Here is a 15,018-nt window from a genome sequence, read left to right as displayed (position 1 = left end):
CATGGCAGGACTGGATCTCACAGGTAAGACGGCAATCGTCACCGGCGCATCGCGGGGCATCGGCCTCGCGACCGCGCAGGCGATTGCGGCGGCGGGCGGAAACGTCGTACTGACTTCGCGCTCACAGGAATCCGCAGATGCGGCTGCCGCACAGGTGAACGGCAACGCGATCGGCGTCGGCGCTCACGCGACGGACGAGGATGCTGCACGAACGTGCGTCGAGCAGACGATCGAGCGTTTCGGCAGTCTCGACATCTTGGTGAACAACGCGGGCACCAACCCGTCGTTCGGGCCGATCATCAACCAGGATCACTCGCGCTTCGCCAAGACCTTCGACGTCAACGTGTGGGCTCCAGTCCTGTGGACCGGCCTGGCAGCGCGGGCCTGGATGGGCGAGCACGGTGGTTCCGTGGTCAACACCGCCTCGATCGGCGGCATGGCGTTCGAGGCCGGGATCGGTACGTACAACGCGTCGAAGGCTGCTCTGATCCACATCACCAAGCAGTTGGCGCTCGAGTTGTCACCGAAGATTCGTGTCAACGCCGTTGCTCCGGGAGTAGTGAGAACCAAACTCGCCGAAGCTCTGTGGAAAGAACATGAAGAAGCGGTGTCCGCGTCGACCGCTCTCGGACGTATCGGTGAACCCGAGGACGTGGCCGCGGCCATTGCCTTCCTGGTTTCGGATGCAGCCCAGTGGATCACCGGCGAGATCATGACCATCGACGGCGGCCAGTTGTTGGGTGACGCACTCCCGTTCCGGCAGGGAGCGTCCGTCGGTGGCTAGCGTCGGAGTAGTGGGACTCGATACCGAGGCGGTTACCGGGTGGATTACAGGCCTGGGGATCGACTTCACCGGGCCGCTGTCCTTCGATCGAATCGGTTTGGGGCAGTCCAACCTCACGTACCTGGTTCGTGATCAGGACGGTAACCGTTGGGTTCTACGACGCCCACCGCTCGGTCACCTTCTCGCCTCGGCTCACGACGTGGCGCGTGAGGCTCGCATCCTGAGCGCTCTCGAATCCACCGACGTGCCTTCGCCGCGAGTATTCGGGTTGACCGAGGATCCGTCCGTCACCGAAGTTCCGCTGCTTCTAATGGAATTCGTGGACGGCGAAGTCGTAGACCGGATGCCTCTTGCCGAGGCGTTGTCGGAAGAGCGTCGCAGGGCAATCGGAATCTCGCTGGCTCAGACGCTCGCGAAGATTCACGCCGTGGATCTGAAGCAGGCAGGTCTCGACGACTTGGCAAGTCACAAGCCCTACGCCGCGCGGCAGCTGAAGCGGTGGGGTGGTCAGTGGGAACAGTCGAAGACGCGGGAATGCCCTGATCTGGACGATCTCACCCGACGACTCATTGCGGCTCAGCCGGATCACACTGAAACCACGTTGGTGCACGGCGACTTTCACCTACGCAATGTGATCACCTCGGCGAGCAACGGCGAAGTTGTCGCGGCCCTCGACTGGGAACTGTGCACACTCGGTGATCCGTTGGCGGACGTCGGAAGCTTGTTGGCGTACTGGCCGGCGGCTGGGGAGGACACCGGCGGCGATTTTCCGGCGTCGGCGCTCCCCGGATTCCCCTCGCGAGAGGAGATCTCCCGGATCTATCTCGAGGCCACCGGACGGGATCCGGCTGCGCTGAAGTTCTGGCACACCTTGGGGCTGTGGAAGATTGCCGTGATCGCCGAGGGCGTGATGCGTCGCGCTCGCGACGAACCGCAGAATGCCGCCGAGAGCGGAACTCCCACCGTGGAACGTATTGACGCCTTGGTCGCCAAAGCCAGGGAAGTTGCAGATCAGGCCGGGATCTGACGAGATCGTCCGGTGTCCGTCGAATCACGAAAGTATGGAGGGCCAGTGAGCCAGGAACGTAGAACCGCAATTGTCACGGGTGCAGCACGCGGAATCGGTGCGGCCGTAGCGAAGCGACTGTCGGAAGACGGTTTTGCCGTCGCCGTGCTCGACCTCGACGAAGCGGCGTGTGCCGGAACCGTCGACGCGATCAAGGCTGCAGGCGGCCAGGGCTTGGCCGTCGGCGCTGACGTCTCCGACGAGGCTTCGGTTGCTGCAGCGGTGGATCGTGTTGCCGCAGAACTGGGTGCACCTACCGTGCTGATCAACAATGCCGGCATCACTCGCGACAACCTTCTGTTCAAGATGAGCGTTGCCGAGTGGGATTCGGTGATGAACGTCCACCTGCGTGGAGCGTTCCTCATGTCGCGTGCGGTGCAGAAGTACATGGTGGAAGCGAAGTTCGGCCGCATCGTGAACCTCTCGAGCACGTCGGCTCTCGGCAACCGCGGACAGGTCAACTACTCCGCAGCCAAGGCCGGGATGCAGGGATTCACCAAGACGTTGGCCTTCGAGCTGGGCAAGTTCGGCGTCACCGCCAACGCCATTGCCCCCGGATTCATCGAAACCGAGATGACCGCCGCAACGGCCGAGCGCATGGGAGTCGGCTTCGAGGACTTCAAGACCGCTGCCGCTTCGCAGATTCCGGTCAACCGCGTCGGTCAGCCCGAGGACATCGCGCACACCGCGTCGTTCTTCGTCAGTGAAGGCGCGGGCTTCGTTTCCGGTCAGGTCGTCTACGTCGCCGGTGGACCCAAGGACTGACAGTCCGCTCACCGCTCGAACCGAAGGAATGGGCATGGCTTTCGACGAAGAGGCAGTATCGCGTGACATCACCGACAAGGTGAACGCGCTTCTCGCGGAAAACGATCCGAGCAGTGTGTCGGTATCGGATTTCCTCGGCGCACGATTCGACGCCGGACTGGCGTGGGTTCATTTCCCCGAAGGTCATGGGGGACTCGGTGTACCGCAGAGCTTTCAGCGGCAGGTGAACGCTCAGCTGGAGGCTGCCGGTGCACCCGGCCCGGCCACCGGCAAGAACGGGATCGGACTGGGCATGGCGGCACCGACCATCGCTGCCTTCGGTACCGAGGAGCAGAAGCAGAAGTTCCTGCGCCCGTTGTGGACTGCGGAGACGGTCTACTGCCAGCTGTTCAGTGAGCCGGGCGCAGGTTCGGACCTTGCGGCGGTCGCTACCCGTGCCGTCCGCGACGGCGACGACTGGATAGTCAACGGGCAGAAGGTATGGACGTCGGGCGCGCAGAACGCGCAGCTGGCGATTCTGGTGGCCAGGACCGATCCGTCACGCTCGAAGCACGCGGGTCTGAGCTACTTCATCTGCGACATGACCGACCCGGGCGTCGACGTCCGGCCGCTCCGTCAGATCACCGGCGAGGCCGAATTCAACGAGGTATTCCTCACGGACGTCAGGATTCCGGACGCCAATCGCCTCGGAGCCGAAGGGCAGGGATGGAAGGTTGCGACCACCACCCTGAACAACGAGCGTGTTGCCATCGGTTCGGGCGCACCGCGTGAGGGCGGCATGATCGGAAAAGTCGCACAGGCCTGGCGCGACGAGCCCGAGTTGCGTAACCCGGCAATGCACGACGAGTTGATGCGGCTCTGGACCGAATCCGAAGTTGCGCGTCTGACCGGGGAGCGACTGCGTCAGCAGCTCGCCGCCGGCCAGCCAGGCCCCGAAGGATCGGGAATGAAGCTCGCGTTTGCCGGTTTGGCCCAACAGATTTCGGGTTTCGACCTCGAGTTGCACGGCGAAGCCGGTCTGCGTTACGACGACTGGACACTGCGTCGACCGGATTCCGTCGACTTCACCGGGCGTGAACCCGGATACCGGTACCTGCGAGCCAAGGGCAATTCGATCGAGGGCGGAACGTCGGAGATTCTGCGCAACGTCATCGCAGAACGTGTACTCGGGTTGCCACCCGAGCATCGCGTCGACAAGGACATCGCCTGGAAGGACCTACCCCGATGAGCGCCGATCTGCTGTACTCCGAGACCGAACAAGATCTGCGAGCCAGCGTCAGACGACTGCTGAGCGAGCGGGCCGACGCCGACACCGTGGTCACGGCGTACGACGACGTGTCCGCCGACTTCACCGGGCTGTGGAAGTCGCTGGCGTCGGAACTCGGTTTGGCGGGACTGCTGGTACCCGAGGAACTGGGCGGGGCAGGTGCGTCGACGCGTGAGGCGGCGGTCGTGATGGAGGAGATCGGACGTGCGGTCGCGCCCGTTCCGTTCTTCACCAGCGCGGTGCTGGCGACCACGGCGTTGCTGAAGGCAGGTGAGACCGAGGTGCTCGGTCAATTGGCCGCTGGGGAGTCGACGGCTGCTCTGGTCGTCCCGTTGTCCACTGCACCAGGAACTTTCACACCCTCTGTCAAGGTGACGGCGAGTGGACTCGTCGGCAGCGTCACCACGGTTGCCGGCGTCGCCGAGTCCGATGTTCTTGTTGTTCCAGTTGCCGGTGAGAGCGGCCTGGAGCTGCACACCGTTCGGATCGCCGACGCTACCGTCACGCCGGTTCTGTCCCTGGACATGACGCGCCGTTTGGCGGACGTCGAGTTCTCGGGGTCGCCGTCGGTCCGGGTCGACGGCGGCAATGCGGCGCAAGCGGTTGAGGAAGCGTTGCTCTGCGGAAGTGCACTTCTGGCGTCCGAACAGTTCGCTGTGGCTCAGTGGTGCCTCGAAACGACTCTCGCGTATGTGAAGGAGCGCAAGCAGTTCGGCCGGGCGATCGGTTCGTACCAGGCGATCAAGCACCGCCTGGCCGATCTCTGGCTCGAAGTCAGTTCCTCGGGCGCGGCAGCACGCTATGCGGCGGACACCTATGCACGCGGCGACGACGATGCGGCGATCGCGGCGACGATAGCCCAGGCATTCTGCAGCGGCGTCGCGGTTCATGCCGCCGAGGAATGCGTCCAACTCCACGGTGGTATCGGAATGACGTGGGAGTATCCGGCGCACCTCTACCTCAAACGGGCGAAGAGCGATCAGTTGTCGCTGGGAACCGCATATCAGCATCGGGCACGCCTCGCCGAGTTGGTCGACCTCCCGATCTCGTCCTGAATCCCACCCACTATCTGTCTGGAGAATTGCTGTGAAGGCTTGGCGCGTCAACGAACTCGGCGAACCCCGCGATGTACTCGCGTTGGAGGAAACCGCGGATCCCACCCCCAGCGCGACGGAGATGTTGGTGAAGGTGCTGGCCGCTCCGGCCAACTTCCCCGACGTCCTCATGTGCCGGGGTGAATACCAGATCAAGCCGCCGCTGCCCTTCACCCCCGGCGTCGAACTGTGTGGTGAAGTGGTCTCGGTCGGTGAATCGGTGACCAAGTTCGCGGTGGGGGACCGGGTGATCGGTAATCCGAGTCTGCCGTCCGGCGGATTCGCCGAGTACTCGGTACTGGATCAGAACAACACGTTCCCGGCGCCGTCGGCTCTCGACGACGCGGAAGCCTCCGCACTGAGCATCGGCTACCAGACGGCGTGGTTCGCTCTGCACCGGCGCACTCAACTGCTCGAAGGTGAAACCTTGTTGGTGCACGCCGCTGCGGGTGGTGTGGGCAGTGCTGCAGTGCAACTCGGCAAGGCGGCAGGCGCCAAGGTGATCGGTGTCGTCGGTGGGCCGGACAAGGCGGAGTACGCGCGCAAGCTGGGCGCAGACCTCGTGGTCGACCGTCACAGTGAGGACTTCGTGGCAGCGGTCAAGGAGTTCACCGGCGGCAAGGGCGCCGATGTCGTCTTCGATCCGGTCGGCGGTGACGCATACGCGAAGTCCACCAAGTGCATCGCCTTCGAGGGACGGATCGTCATCATCGGTTTCGCGGGTGGCACGATTCCGCAGCCGGCACTCAATCATGCTCTCATCAAGAACTATTCGATCATCGGTCTGCACTGGGGGCTGTACAAGGCCTACAACCAGCAGGCCATCGACGATTGCCACATCGAGCTCACCAGGCTCGCCGATGCCGGTCTGGTCAAACCACTGATCAGTGAGCGGTTGTCGTTGACGGACGTGGCCGACGGTATCGGCCGCCTCGGCGACGGCACCACAGTCGGTCGCGTCGTGTTCCAGCCCTGATTCTCTGCTGTGCGCCTTTATTAACCCCCGGCGGTTAATAAAGGCGCACAGCACTCGTGTTCGACGAAAGGTTTCCCCGATGAGGCAAGCTGTCATCGTTTCCACTGCCCGTACCCCGATCGGTAAGGCGTACCGCGGCGCGTTCAACAACACTCAGGCTCAAGAGCTCGCTGCACATGCCATTTCGAATGCAGTTCAGCGCGCGGGACTCGAAGGCGGCGAGGTCGAGGACGTCATTCTCGGCGCTGCGTTGCAGCAGGGATCTTCCGGCGGCAACGTCGCGCGGCAAGCGGTACTGCGAGCCGGCCTTCCGGACTCGGTTTCCGGAATGACGATCGACCGTCAGTGCTCGTCCGGGCTCATGGCCATCGCAACCGCAGCCAAGCAGATCGTGGACGACGGAATGCAGATCGCGGTCGGCGGCGGCGTCGAATCGATCTCGTTGGTACAGAACGATCACATGAACAACTTCCGCGCAGCGGATCCGTGGCTGAAGGAAAACAAGCCGTCGATCTACATGCCGATGCTGCACACGGCCGAAATCGTCGCCGAGCGCTACGGAGTGACCCGCGAGCAGCAGGACGAATTCGCGCTCGTCTCGCAGCAGCGGACCGCAGCAGCTCAGAACGCAGGTCGGTTCGATCTCGAAACCGTCCCGCTGCCCTCGATCAAGCAGGTGCAGGACAAGGAGACGGGTGAGATCCGCAGCGAGTCCGTGACGCTGACCCGGGACGAAGGCAACCGCGCTTCCACCACGTTGGAAGGTCTGGCGAGTCTGCGACCGGTTCTGGCCGACGGTACTGTCAGCGTGCATTCCTCCATCACTGCGGGCAACTCGTCTCAGCTCTCGGACGGTGCCTCCGCTTCCGTGCTGATGGAGGCAGGCGAGGCGGAACGCCGCGGGTTGGCTCCTCTCGGTATCTACCGTGGCATGGCCGTCGCGGGTTGCGCTCCCGACGAGATGGGCATCGGGCCGGTGTTCGCGATTCCCCGCCTGCTCGATCTGCACGGGCTGAAGGTCGACGACATCGATCTCTGGGAACTCAACGAGGCCTTTGCCTCTCAGGCCCTGTACTGCCGTGACAAGCTCGGGATCGATCCCGAGAAGTACAACGTCGACGGTGGCGGTATCTCCGTCGGCCATCCGTACGGAATGACGGGTGCTCGTCTGGTCGGCCATGCACTTCTTGAAGGAAAACGGCGCGGAGCCAAGCTCGTGGTCGTGACCATGTGCATCGGCGGCGGCATGGGTGCTGCCGGGCTTTTCGAGGTCGCATGAGCTTGATCGAGGGACTGTTCGACGTCAGTGGCAAGACCGTTGTGGTCACCGGTGGATCACGTGGCATCGGATACATGATCGCTCGCGGATTTGTCGAAGGCGGTGCGACGGTCGTCATTTCGGCTCGAAAAGCCGAAGCCTGTGACGAAGCCGCGCGGGAGCTTTCGGAGTTCGGCACCTGCATCTCGCATCCGGCCGATCTGTCCACGGACGAGGGGATCGAGAGCCTCGCTGCGAAGGTCGCCGAGATTTCGCCGACGCTCGACGTACTGGTCAACAACGCCGGTGCGACGTGGGGAGCTCCGGTCGACGATTTTCCGGCCGCCGGCTTCGACAAGATTTTCGACATCAACGTCAAAGCCATCTTCCTCTTGACACAGAAGCTGTTGCCGCAGTTGCGTTCTGCGGCCAAGGCCGAAGATCCCGCGCGCGTAATCAATATCGGATCGATCGACGGACTTGTGGTGTCGGGCTCGGAAAACTTCTCGTACGGTGCCAGTAAGGCTGCGGTACACATGTTGACGCGCAAGTTGGCGGCGACGCTTGCGGGGGAACAGATCACGGTCAACGCCATTGCGCCGGGTCCGTTTCCGTCGAAGATGATGGCATTCCTCCTGGAGGACGAGCAGAGCGCAAAGGCTGTGGCGGACTCGGTCCCGTTGGGCCGGGTCGGAACTCCCCAGGACGCTGCAGGACTTGCTATCTTCCTGGCTTCGCGTGCCGGGGCTTATCTGACCGGTGCGGTGATCCCGCTCGACGGCGGTGCGAGCGGAGCGCGCTGACCGTCTGACTGATCTTCTCTGTCCGAAAAGGCCTGAAAGTCTGAACTACTATGACTTTCAGGCCTTTTCGTGGCTTTGTCCGATTGGGTTATCTGTGACTGAGGTTGCTAGATTGTCCGAGGTTCGGGGGGAACGACGACGACAACACCAACAATCCCGGCCTTGGGGGAGTCATGTTTCGCGCGGGGAGATCGTTGGGAGTGTTCGGAACAGTTGCTGCGATTGCGGCCGCTGCCGTCACGGCGGTGGCTTCGCCGGCGACGGCGGCGCCGGGATGCGTCGGAGTGAGTGGTGTCGGCAGTACCGGAGGGCCGGCCAATGCGGCGCCGTGGCTCAACGGCAACACCGGAGGGTTGCCGGGCCTGTCCGGGCGTACTACCGCGATCGAAAAAGTCACCGGGACATACAGTCCCAACAAGACGGTCGATCGCTTCAATGTTCTGGGCACGGATCTGGGCATCATGTGGGACAACGGTGCCGGTCAGATTCTGACCGCTTTCGGTGACACCACCGGGCTCAGTCGCAACCCCGCCTGCGACGGTTTGGTGGGCGAGTGGCGAAGCAATGTACTCTTCCGCAGCTCGGATCGGGTGCTGGCCGACGGTATGCGCATCGACAGCGCGCCGATGGACGGCGCCGGTCAGGCACGCGAGATCATTGCCGGTCTGAAGGTTCCGGGCGTCGAGGCGTCCAGTATCCCCACCAGCGGCATTGCGGTGAACGGTGTGCAGTATCTGAGCTACATGTCGGTGCGTAACTGGGGTGAGGCCGGGCAGTGGAGCACGAACTACTCACAGATTGCCACTTCCTCGGACAACGGCGAAACGTGGGCCACGCATCCGGAAACGCTGCGCCCCAACATCGGTGGTGTTCTTCCCACCGGTGTAGGTCCTGTTGCCGGTAGTGAGAACTTTCAGATGAGCTCGATGGTGAAGGATGGCGGGTTCGTCTACAACTACGGAACCCCCGCGGGACGATCCGGCGAGGTTCGGCTTTCTCGCGTCCCCGAGGATTCGATCCTTCAACTTTCCGCCTACGAGTACTGGAACGGAAACGGCTGGATTCGCGCCGATCCAGCTGCGGCCGTACCCGTCATGGACGGCCGCATCGGTGAGGTCTCCGTTCAGTACAACGAGTTCCTCGGCAAGTTCGTCGCGATGTACGCCGACGCGTTCAGTTCGATCGTGATGCGTACCGCGCCCAGTCCTGTCGGTCCGTGGACAGCGCCGGAAACACTGGTCAATCTGGTCGAGGTTCCCGGTATCTACGCTGCCTACATCCACCCGTGGTCCAGCGGTTCGGAACTGTATTTCCTTGCCACCACGTGGGCCGACTACAACGTCATGTTGATGCGTACGACGCTCGTTCGCTGATCCGACTCACGCTTGCGTTTGCTGGAGGTACACGATCTCCTCGGTGATCGGCGCGTCGTCCTCGGCGTCTGTCGGCGGTTCTTGTCGGCGGCGCCACCAGATGGTGAACAGGACGGCACCGATCACCAAGGCAGCCAGAGCGAATACTGCCACCCAGAATTTCGGGCCGTAGTAGCCGACGAGGACCATGCGCATGGCGTTGCGCGCCCAGGTCAGTGGCATCAGAGCGTGCAGCCACTGCAGAACGGTCGGCATCTGTTCGATGGGATACACCGCGCCGAAGGCGAAGATCTGAATCATCAAGGCGCCCAGAGCGATGAAGGTTCCGTTGACGGCTCCGAACACAACGGTGAAGAGCCTGCCCGAGCTGACCGCGGCGGCACCCACCAGGATCATCACGGCGATCATCGCCAGGACGCTCGGCGGTTCGACGTGTGCCACGGTCAGTGACACCACCGACAACACGAGCGCCGCGACCAAGGTGACCAGGGCGGGAATGCGGTAGCGGCGCAGCCCCTCGCGCACCACACTCGTGTGCGAGTTCAGCGAACGTCCGCGTCGTGGGCGGACGACGAACCAGGTGAGAATTCCGCACAGGAACAGTGCCACCGAGATCACGGCAGGGACGGCTCCCGGCCCGAAACCGGCTGCGGGATAGTTGTTCCGCGCGTCGACGGCAACCGGGGACGAGAGCAGATTGGCTGTGGTGGCGCGTTCGTCGTCCGAGAACTGCGGCACCTGGGCGGCGCCGTCGGACAAACCGGTGGCGAGTTCTGCGCTGCCCGCGTCGAGCTCGCCGACGCCGGCCGATAGCTGCCCGAGACCGTCACGGAGCGCAATACTTCCGGTGTCCAACTGCCCGAGGCCGGCGGAGAGTTCCTGTGCGCCGGTAGCGAGTTGGCCTGCGCCGTCGGACAGTTGGCCTAGACCGGTGTTGAGTTCACCTGCACCGGCCGCCGCGGCAAGAAGCCCGCCACGGTAGTCGCTGCTCGGGTCGGTGAGCTGCCGCGAGATCTCCTGCGCACCGTCGCGAAGCTGACCGAGCTGACCGATCACGTCGTCGTCCGAGGGTTGTGCGGTCAGGGAGGCCCGCAGTCCGCCGAGCGCTTCGACGAGCCCGGCGGAGACCGGATCGGTCGAGTTCCGAAGCATCGAGGTGAGGGCATCGATCTGACCGACGACGGCGGCGGAGGACCCCGCGAGGTCGAGTACCGGGGTGGTGACCATGTCGACCACTTCGCTGATCTGACGAGCTCCTGCACCGAGTTCGTCGGTGCCCCCGACCAACTGGTTGAGTCCGCTGCTCAACTCGCCCGAACCTGCAGCAGCTTCGCCAGCTCCAGTGGCCAGCTCGCCGGCTCCGGCGGCCAGCTCCTTGCCGCCCTGATTGGCTTCACCCATGCCGGTGGCGAGTTCCTTGCTCCCGGCGTAGAGCTCGTTGGTTCCGGCCAGTGCCTCGGAGGACCCGTCGGACAGTTGTTGCGCGCCCGCGGCTGCTTCACCGAATCCTGTTCCGAGTTCGCCCAACCCGACCAGCACTTGGTCGATGGACTGCTCGCCGATCGACTCGGAGACTGCCGAGCGCACCTGAGCGATGATGCTTTCACCGACCGGTCCGGCGACCAGACTGTTGTAGTCGTTGTACAGTACGTCGAGCTCGGCCTTGCGGCCCGAACCCGATGCGGCACTGGCCACGTCCGCGCTGAAAGTCTTCGGAATGACGACAGAGAAGTAATAGGTGCCGTCGTTGACGCCGTCGGCGGCTTCCTGCTCGGAAACTACCTTCCACGCGACGTCTCCGCTCTCGACGAGCGCGGCAACAACTTCGTCGCCGGCTTGCAGGCGTGTTCCGTCGAGTTCCGTGCCCGCATCCGCGTTGACGATGGCGACGGGCAAGCGGTTGACCGTGTCGCCCGGATCCCACAGTGCCCACATGTAGAACGCCGCAATCGACAGCGGTGCGATGACGAGGACAGCGAGAACTGTCCGGATGATGTGCGTGCGTCGCGTCGTTGCCGCGTTGTCGACTACGGGTTGTGGCGCCATGTGGAGCTCTCTTCTCGTGGACCGAAGCAGTTGTGGCACGAAAGAAAGCCACCAAACTGCTGGACATACGTCCAGCTCGGTCACGATACAAAGCAAACGGCCATCCTGTGACCGTTTTCGAAGAATTGGGCGTTACCGGCCGTCGTGCTCTGCCTCGATCTTTGCCCACTCCCGCCCTCGGAAGTTGGCGAGGCGAAGCTCCTCTGCTTCATCGAAGGTGTACCACTCGGTGCTCGGCGCATCGGGAAGAGTGCCGCGCAAGTATTCGCCCAGGTAGTGAAGAGGGCCTTCCCATCCGGTTCCGACGCCGTAGCAGCCAGTGTCCGGGTCGTTGCGGAAGACGTCGGCTACGGAGGCGTGCTCCAACTCGAGCCAGGTGGCGTCGGGGCCGTCTGCGGTCAGCCGGATCTCGACCTGATCGCTGTATCCGCGATCGCCGGGTGGGGTCCACTGCAGTCGCAGCAGGTGTGGAGCGTCGCAAGCCAGGATCTCGCCACTTGCCTGGCCTTCGAAAGCGTACGAGCCGCCCACCTGGAAGTCTCCGCTCACCGGCAGGAAGAAGCGGTTGATCCGGTCAGGGGTGGTGATGGCGTTCCAGACGTCGTCGACCGAGGCGTCGTAGCGGCGCTTGAGTACGGCTGTTCGAGCCGCACCTTCCGCGATGTCGCGGTTGCCCATGCTCCGCTCTACCGCGTTGAGGCTGGTGTCCTGGTTGGCGATCTCGGTCATTGTGAGTCTCCTTCGTCGGAAGAATTCGATGGTGAAGATCTGCTCCGCTTCGAGCCGCGTCGTTTCCCGCGTGCGAGTTCTGTGGCCAGTGCGTCGAGAGGGCCGCTCCAGAACTGCCGGAATCCGTCGAGCCATTGGTCCACTTCCTGCAATGGCGCGGGCTCGACGGCATAGAGACGCCTGGTGCCTTCGCTGCGGACCGTGGCGAATCCGTTTTCTCGGAGCACTCGCAAGTGCCCGGACGCGGTCGGTTGCGAGATCCCGAACTCCGCTGCCACGACTTCGGCGATCTGACCCGCCGAGCGCTCGCCGCCGGACAGGAGTTCCATGATTCGTCGCCGAACGGGGTCTCCGAGAACGTCGAACGCATGCACCAGTCATTTATATCGGCAATGGCCAATATAGGCAAGCGCCGAAACTTGCAGTCGGGGGACGCTCAATCCGAGAGTGCGAACTCGTCAGCGTCGAAGAGTTCACCGATCAGCCCACCGAGATGGCGTCGATGTTCGGCCGACAGCGTCGCTGCTGCCTCGGCATCGTGGTCGGCGCACAGGGCGATCAGCTTGTTGTGATGGTCGACGGAGTCCTGGCTGCCGAGCAGGCTCGAGAACTTGCGGTAGTAGATGCGGTGAATTTGCGGGTGAACCTGGTGGATCAGCTTCTTCAACAGTGGATTTGCAGCAGCGTCGATGATGACGCTGTGTAGGCGATCGTCCGCGGTCAGGGCTCGGCCTATGTCGTTTCGCTTGACGGCAGCGGCGAAGTCCTTGTTGGCGGAGCGCATCGCCCCGATCATCTCGTCGGTGAGGTTCGGTACGGCGGTGACGACGGCCAGTTGGTCGAGAGCTTCGATGACCGCGAGTGTTGCCTCGACGTCGCCGCGATCGAGGGTGGTGATGCGTGTGTAGGCTCCGGGTTTCGCTTCGACGAGTCCGGTGTCGACCAGCCTTGCGAGCGCTTCGCGGACCGGAGTTCTGCTCAATCCCAGATACTCGGCGAGTTCGCTGTCCTTGATCTTCGAGCCCGGCGCCAGTTCGCCGGTGACGATCGCTTCGCGAATGCGTTCGAGAGCGATGTCGCTCATTCGTGCTCGCTCAACCGGTTTACCGCCACGCAACATACTGGATATCGTACTCTGCACGTTGCTTGTCGCAGGTCAGCCCAGGTCGGCCAGTGACGCGTGTTTCCGGGCATCCGCAACCCGCCGGAGTAGGGCGCGGGCGAGAATTGTTGCCGGATCGATGATCTGACAGGTTGTGGCGTCGGCGGGCAGACCGAGCGGAATCTCGGTGCATCCGGCCACGACGACCTGCGCGCCCGATTCGGCGAGAAGATCAGCGGCCCTGACGAGTTTGTCGGCGGTCTCGTCCCCGAGGTTGCCGCTCTTGATTGCTCGGATCGCCGGCATCACCAATTCGTCCTGAATCGCCGGTTCGGGCACCAGGACGTCGATCGAGTATTGCGACAGCCATTGTTGATACAACCCGGTGTGGACCGTCCCCGTGGTGGCCAATAGCCCGACGGACGTGACGGCGGGCGCAAGCGTCCGAATGTGCCGCGCAACTTCGTCGATCATGTGGACGACGGGAAGCCCAAGTTGGGACGAGATGCCGGGCAGGAAGGCGTGGGCGGTATTGCACGGAATGGCGAGCGTCGTAGCGCCCGACTCTCGGAGGACGCGCGCACCTCGGATCAGCCAGGGGGTCGGGTCCGGGCCGTTCTCGGTGAGTGCCAAAGTCCGGTCGGGAACGGTGGGATCGGCCCAGATGACAACTTTGGGGTGCTCCTGATCCGTCGAACCTGGCGTCAGGGCAACGAGTTTGGAGTAGAAGTCCGCAGTAGCGGCGGGGCCCATCCCGCCGAGTATTCCGATGACGGGTTCGCTCGTGGCCATCCTCATGTGACAAGTACACCCTTCTGGCATCCAATATATTGGATGCTACATTTTGTTGATCAGGGTGCGGGAAATGGCAAGTAGTTGTCAAGCGTGACGCCGCCGCGACCGGCAGCGGAAAGGGTCATAGGCTTGCCGGCATCGGGAGCGAAAGGACCGCGGGCATGCATTTTCTGGAACTACGACACGCGCAGTGCGAACCCCCAGCGGCGTATGCGCCCGTCCTGGAGAGCTACGGAGACGTGCAGACTGTTCTTCTGGGAACCGACCCGCTTCCTGACCATCGACGGTTCGACGCCGTGATCGTGATGGGCGGGCCGATGGGCGTCGGCGATCAAGGCGAGGTCGAGTGGCTGACGTCAGAGATCGAGTACATTCGCGATCTGGTCGAGAGCGACGTCCCGGTGTGGGGAGTGTGCCTGGGTTCGCAGTTGCTCGCCGCAGCGCTGGGTGCTCGCGTCTACACGGGCGCGGTGCCCGAAGTCGGAGTCGAGGAGATCACCTTGACTGCCGAGGGGCGGCAAGATCCGGTGTGGGGAGGTCTGCCCTCCACTTTTCCTGCGATGCAATGGCATTCGGACACCTTCGAAATCCCGAACGGCGCGGTGCGGCTCGCAGGCTCTGCCAAGTATCCGAATCAACTTTTCCGGTACAAGCAGAGTTACGCCGTTCAGTTTCACCTCGAAGCGTCGTCCGAGGTGGCGCGCGAATGGATGGAACTGGCCGAGTACCGCGATTCGCTGCATGCTTCGTTGGGGGCGGACGGTCCGCGCATCTTCATGGAGCAGTTGGGTGCTGCCGAGTCGCAGGGGCTCGAGATTGCCGTAGCCGTGATGGAGAAATGGTTGAAATCCATCTCCGCCAAATAGGCCCGTTTTGTCTAGATTGACCGATTTACCTGTTACCTTGTGTTCTCGTGGGTGGATGAACCGATCCGGTCGAGCAAGACACCTCGTAGAGTCC

Annotated in this window: 15 protein-coding genes; 10 read left to right on the top strand and 5 right to left on the bottom strand. The window is 63.2% G+C overall.

The features are described 5' to 3' along the window. Nucleotide 1: 1 nt before the first annotated feature. From ABWI03_RS03745 to ABWI03_RS03705, 9 genes are all read left to right on the top strand, one after another. Nucleotides 2-784: an SDR family oxidoreductase gene (locus ABWI03_RS03745; protein ID WP_095972768.1), complete on the top strand. Its 783-nt coding sequence runs from the start codon at nt 2-4 to the stop codon at nt 782-784. After that, nucleotides 777-1,811 carry a phosphotransferase family protein gene (locus tag ABWI03_RS03740; protein ID WP_298776861.1) on the top strand — a complete coding sequence of 345 codons (1,035 nt, stop codon included), beginning with the start codon at nt 777-779 and terminating at the stop codon, nt 1,809-1,811. Before ABWI03_RS03745 ends, ABWI03_RS03740 begins: the two co-directional genes overlap by 8 nt. 45 nt (nt 1,812-1,856) lie before the next feature. After that, a complete protein-coding gene (gene fabG, locus ABWI03_RS03735; protein WP_019745698.1) occupies nt 1,857-2,615 on the top strand; it encodes a 3-oxoacyl-ACP reductase FabG in 759 nt (252 codons plus the stop codon). 34 nt (nt 2,616-2,649) lie between these two features. Further along, the gene (locus tag ABWI03_RS03730) at nt 2,650-3,843 is read left to right on the top strand and encodes an acyl-CoA dehydrogenase family protein (RefSeq protein ID WP_298776864.1); all 1,194 of its coding nucleotides are present in this window, start codon (nt 2,650-2,652) and stop codon (nt 3,841-3,843) included. Next, nucleotides 3,840-4,937 carry an acyl-CoA dehydrogenase family protein gene (locus ABWI03_RS03725; RefSeq protein WP_298776865.1) on the top strand — a complete coding sequence of 366 codons (1,098 nt, stop codon included), beginning with the start codon at nt 3,840-3,842 and terminating at the stop codon, nt 4,935-4,937. The genes ABWI03_RS03730 and ABWI03_RS03725 overlap by 4 nt, the downstream gene beginning before the upstream one ends. A gap of 31 nt (nt 4,938-4,968) precedes the next feature. Further along, complete coding sequence (locus ABWI03_RS03720) at nt 4,969-5,952, top strand: NADPH:quinone oxidoreductase family protein (protein ID WP_298776867.1); 984 nt, start codon at nt 4,969-4,971, stop codon at nt 5,950-5,952. 79 nt (nt 5,953-6,031) lie between these two features. Next, nucleotides 6,032-7,231 carry an acetyl-CoA C-acyltransferase gene (locus ABWI03_RS03715; protein ID WP_353798688.1) on the top strand — a complete coding sequence of 400 codons (1,200 nt, stop codon included), beginning with the start codon at nt 6,032-6,034 and terminating at the stop codon, nt 7,229-7,231. After that, the gene (locus tag ABWI03_RS03710) at nt 7,228-8,013 is read left to right on the top strand and encodes a RhlG family 3-oxoacyl-ACP reductase (protein WP_095972763.1); all 786 of its coding nucleotides are present in this window, start codon (nt 7,228-7,230) and stop codon (nt 8,011-8,013) included. Before ABWI03_RS03715 ends, ABWI03_RS03710 begins: the two co-directional genes overlap by 4 nt. Before the next feature lie 173 nt (nt 8,014-8,186). Next, on the top strand, nt 8,187-9,386 hold the full coding sequence (locus ABWI03_RS03705) for a glycoside hydrolase family 183 protein (protein ID WP_298776870.1): 1,200 nt from the start codon (nt 8,187-8,189) through the stop codon (nt 9,384-9,386). Nucleotides 9,387-9,392: 6 nt separating this feature from the next. Here ABWI03_RS03705 and ABWI03_RS03700 read toward each other — a convergent pair whose 3' ends face one another. The 5 genes from ABWI03_RS03700 to cuyB form a co-directional block, all read right to left on the bottom strand. After that, nucleotides 9,393-11,432: a YhgE/Pip domain-containing protein gene (locus ABWI03_RS03700; protein ID WP_298776871.1), complete on the bottom strand. Its 2,040-nt coding sequence runs from the start codon at nt 11,430-11,432 to the stop codon at nt 9,393-9,395. Between the two features lie 132 nt (nt 11,433-11,564). Beyond that, nucleotides 11,565-12,161 (bottom strand): SRPBCC family protein, encoded by a 597-nt coding sequence (locus tag ABWI03_RS03695; RefSeq protein WP_298776872.1) that lies wholly within the window; start codon nt 12,159-12,161, stop codon nt 11,565-11,567. Next, nucleotides 12,158-12,535 carry an ArsR/SmtB family transcription factor gene (locus ABWI03_RS03690; RefSeq protein WP_124568124.1) on the bottom strand — a complete coding sequence of 126 codons (378 nt, stop codon included), beginning with the start codon at nt 12,533-12,535 and terminating at the stop codon, nt 12,158-12,160. Before ABWI03_RS03690 ends, ABWI03_RS03695 begins: the two co-directional genes overlap by 4 nt. 62 nt (nt 12,536-12,597) lie before the next feature. Further along, nucleotides 12,598-13,281, bottom strand: a complete 684-nt coding sequence (locus tag ABWI03_RS03685) for a GntR family transcriptional regulator (protein WP_095972758.1) — start codon at nt 13,279-13,281, stop codon at nt 12,598-12,600. Between the two features lie 36 nt (nt 13,282-13,317). Further along, nucleotides 13,318-14,061, bottom strand: a complete 744-nt coding sequence (gene cuyB, locus ABWI03_RS03680; protein ID WP_240952828.1) for a cysteate racemase — start codon at nt 14,059-14,061, stop codon at nt 13,318-13,320. 158 nt (nt 14,062-14,219) lie between these two features. Here cuyB and ABWI03_RS03675 point away from each other — a divergent pair, with 158 nt between their 5' ends. Further along, a complete protein-coding gene (locus tag ABWI03_RS03675; RefSeq protein ID WP_296552700.1) occupies nt 14,220-14,924 on the top strand; it encodes a type 1 glutamine amidotransferase in 705 nt (234 codons plus the stop codon). The last annotated feature ends 94 nt before the right edge of the window (nt 14,925-15,018 follow it).

The sequence above is a fragment of the Rhodococcus baikonurensis genome (assembly GCF_040489275.1).
GTDB classification, from domain to species: Bacteria; Actinomycetota; Actinomycetes; order Mycobacteriales; family Mycobacteriaceae; genus Rhodococcus_F; species Rhodococcus_F baikonurensis.
Note: the sequence above shows the minus strand (reverse complement) of the source record. Positions and strands in the feature narration are given on the sequence as shown.

Excerpts from the sequence above, each read along its gene's own strand:
- ABWI03_RS03745 (WP_095972768.1), top strand. The coding sequence starts at position 2 with ATGGCAGGACTGGATCTCACAGGTAAGACGGCAATCGTCACCGGCGCA.
- ABWI03_RS03730 (WP_298776864.1), top strand. The coding sequence starts at position 2,650 with ATGGCTTTCGACGAAGAGGCAGTATCGCGTGACATCACCGACAAGGTG.
- ABWI03_RS03725 (WP_298776865.1), top strand. The coding sequence starts at position 3,840 with ATGAGCGCCGATCTGCTGTACTCCGAGACCGAACAAGATCTGCGAGCC.
- ABWI03_RS03715 (WP_353798688.1), top strand. The coding sequence starts at position 6,032 with ATGAGGCAAGCTGTCATCGTTTCCACTGCCCGTACCCCGATCGGTAAG.
- ABWI03_RS03710 (WP_095972763.1), top strand. The coding sequence starts at position 7,228 with ATGAGCTTGATCGAGGGACTGTTCGACGTCAGTGGCAAGACCGTTGTG.
- ABWI03_RS03705 (WP_298776870.1), top strand. The coding sequence starts at position 8,187 with ATGTTTCGCGCGGGGAGATCGTTGGGAGTGTTCGGAACAGTTGCTGCG.
- ABWI03_RS03700 (WP_298776871.1), bottom strand. The coding sequence starts at position 11,432 with ATGGCGCCACAACCCGTAGTCGACAACGCGGCAACGACGCGACGCACG.
- ABWI03_RS03695 (WP_298776872.1), bottom strand. The coding sequence starts at position 12,161 with ATGACCGAGATCGCCAACCAGGACACCAGCCTCAACGCGGTAGAGCGG.
- ABWI03_RS03685 (WP_095972758.1), bottom strand. The coding sequence starts at position 13,281 with ATGTTGCGTGGCGGTAAACCGGTTGAGCGAGCACGAATGAGCGACATC.
- cuyB (WP_240952828.1), bottom strand. The coding sequence starts at position 14,061 with ATGAGGATGGCCACGAGCGAACCCGTCATCGGAATACTCGGCGGGATG.
- ABWI03_RS03675 (WP_296552700.1), top strand. The coding sequence starts at position 14,220 with ATGCATTTTCTGGAACTACGACACGCGCAGTGCGAACCCCCAGCGGCG.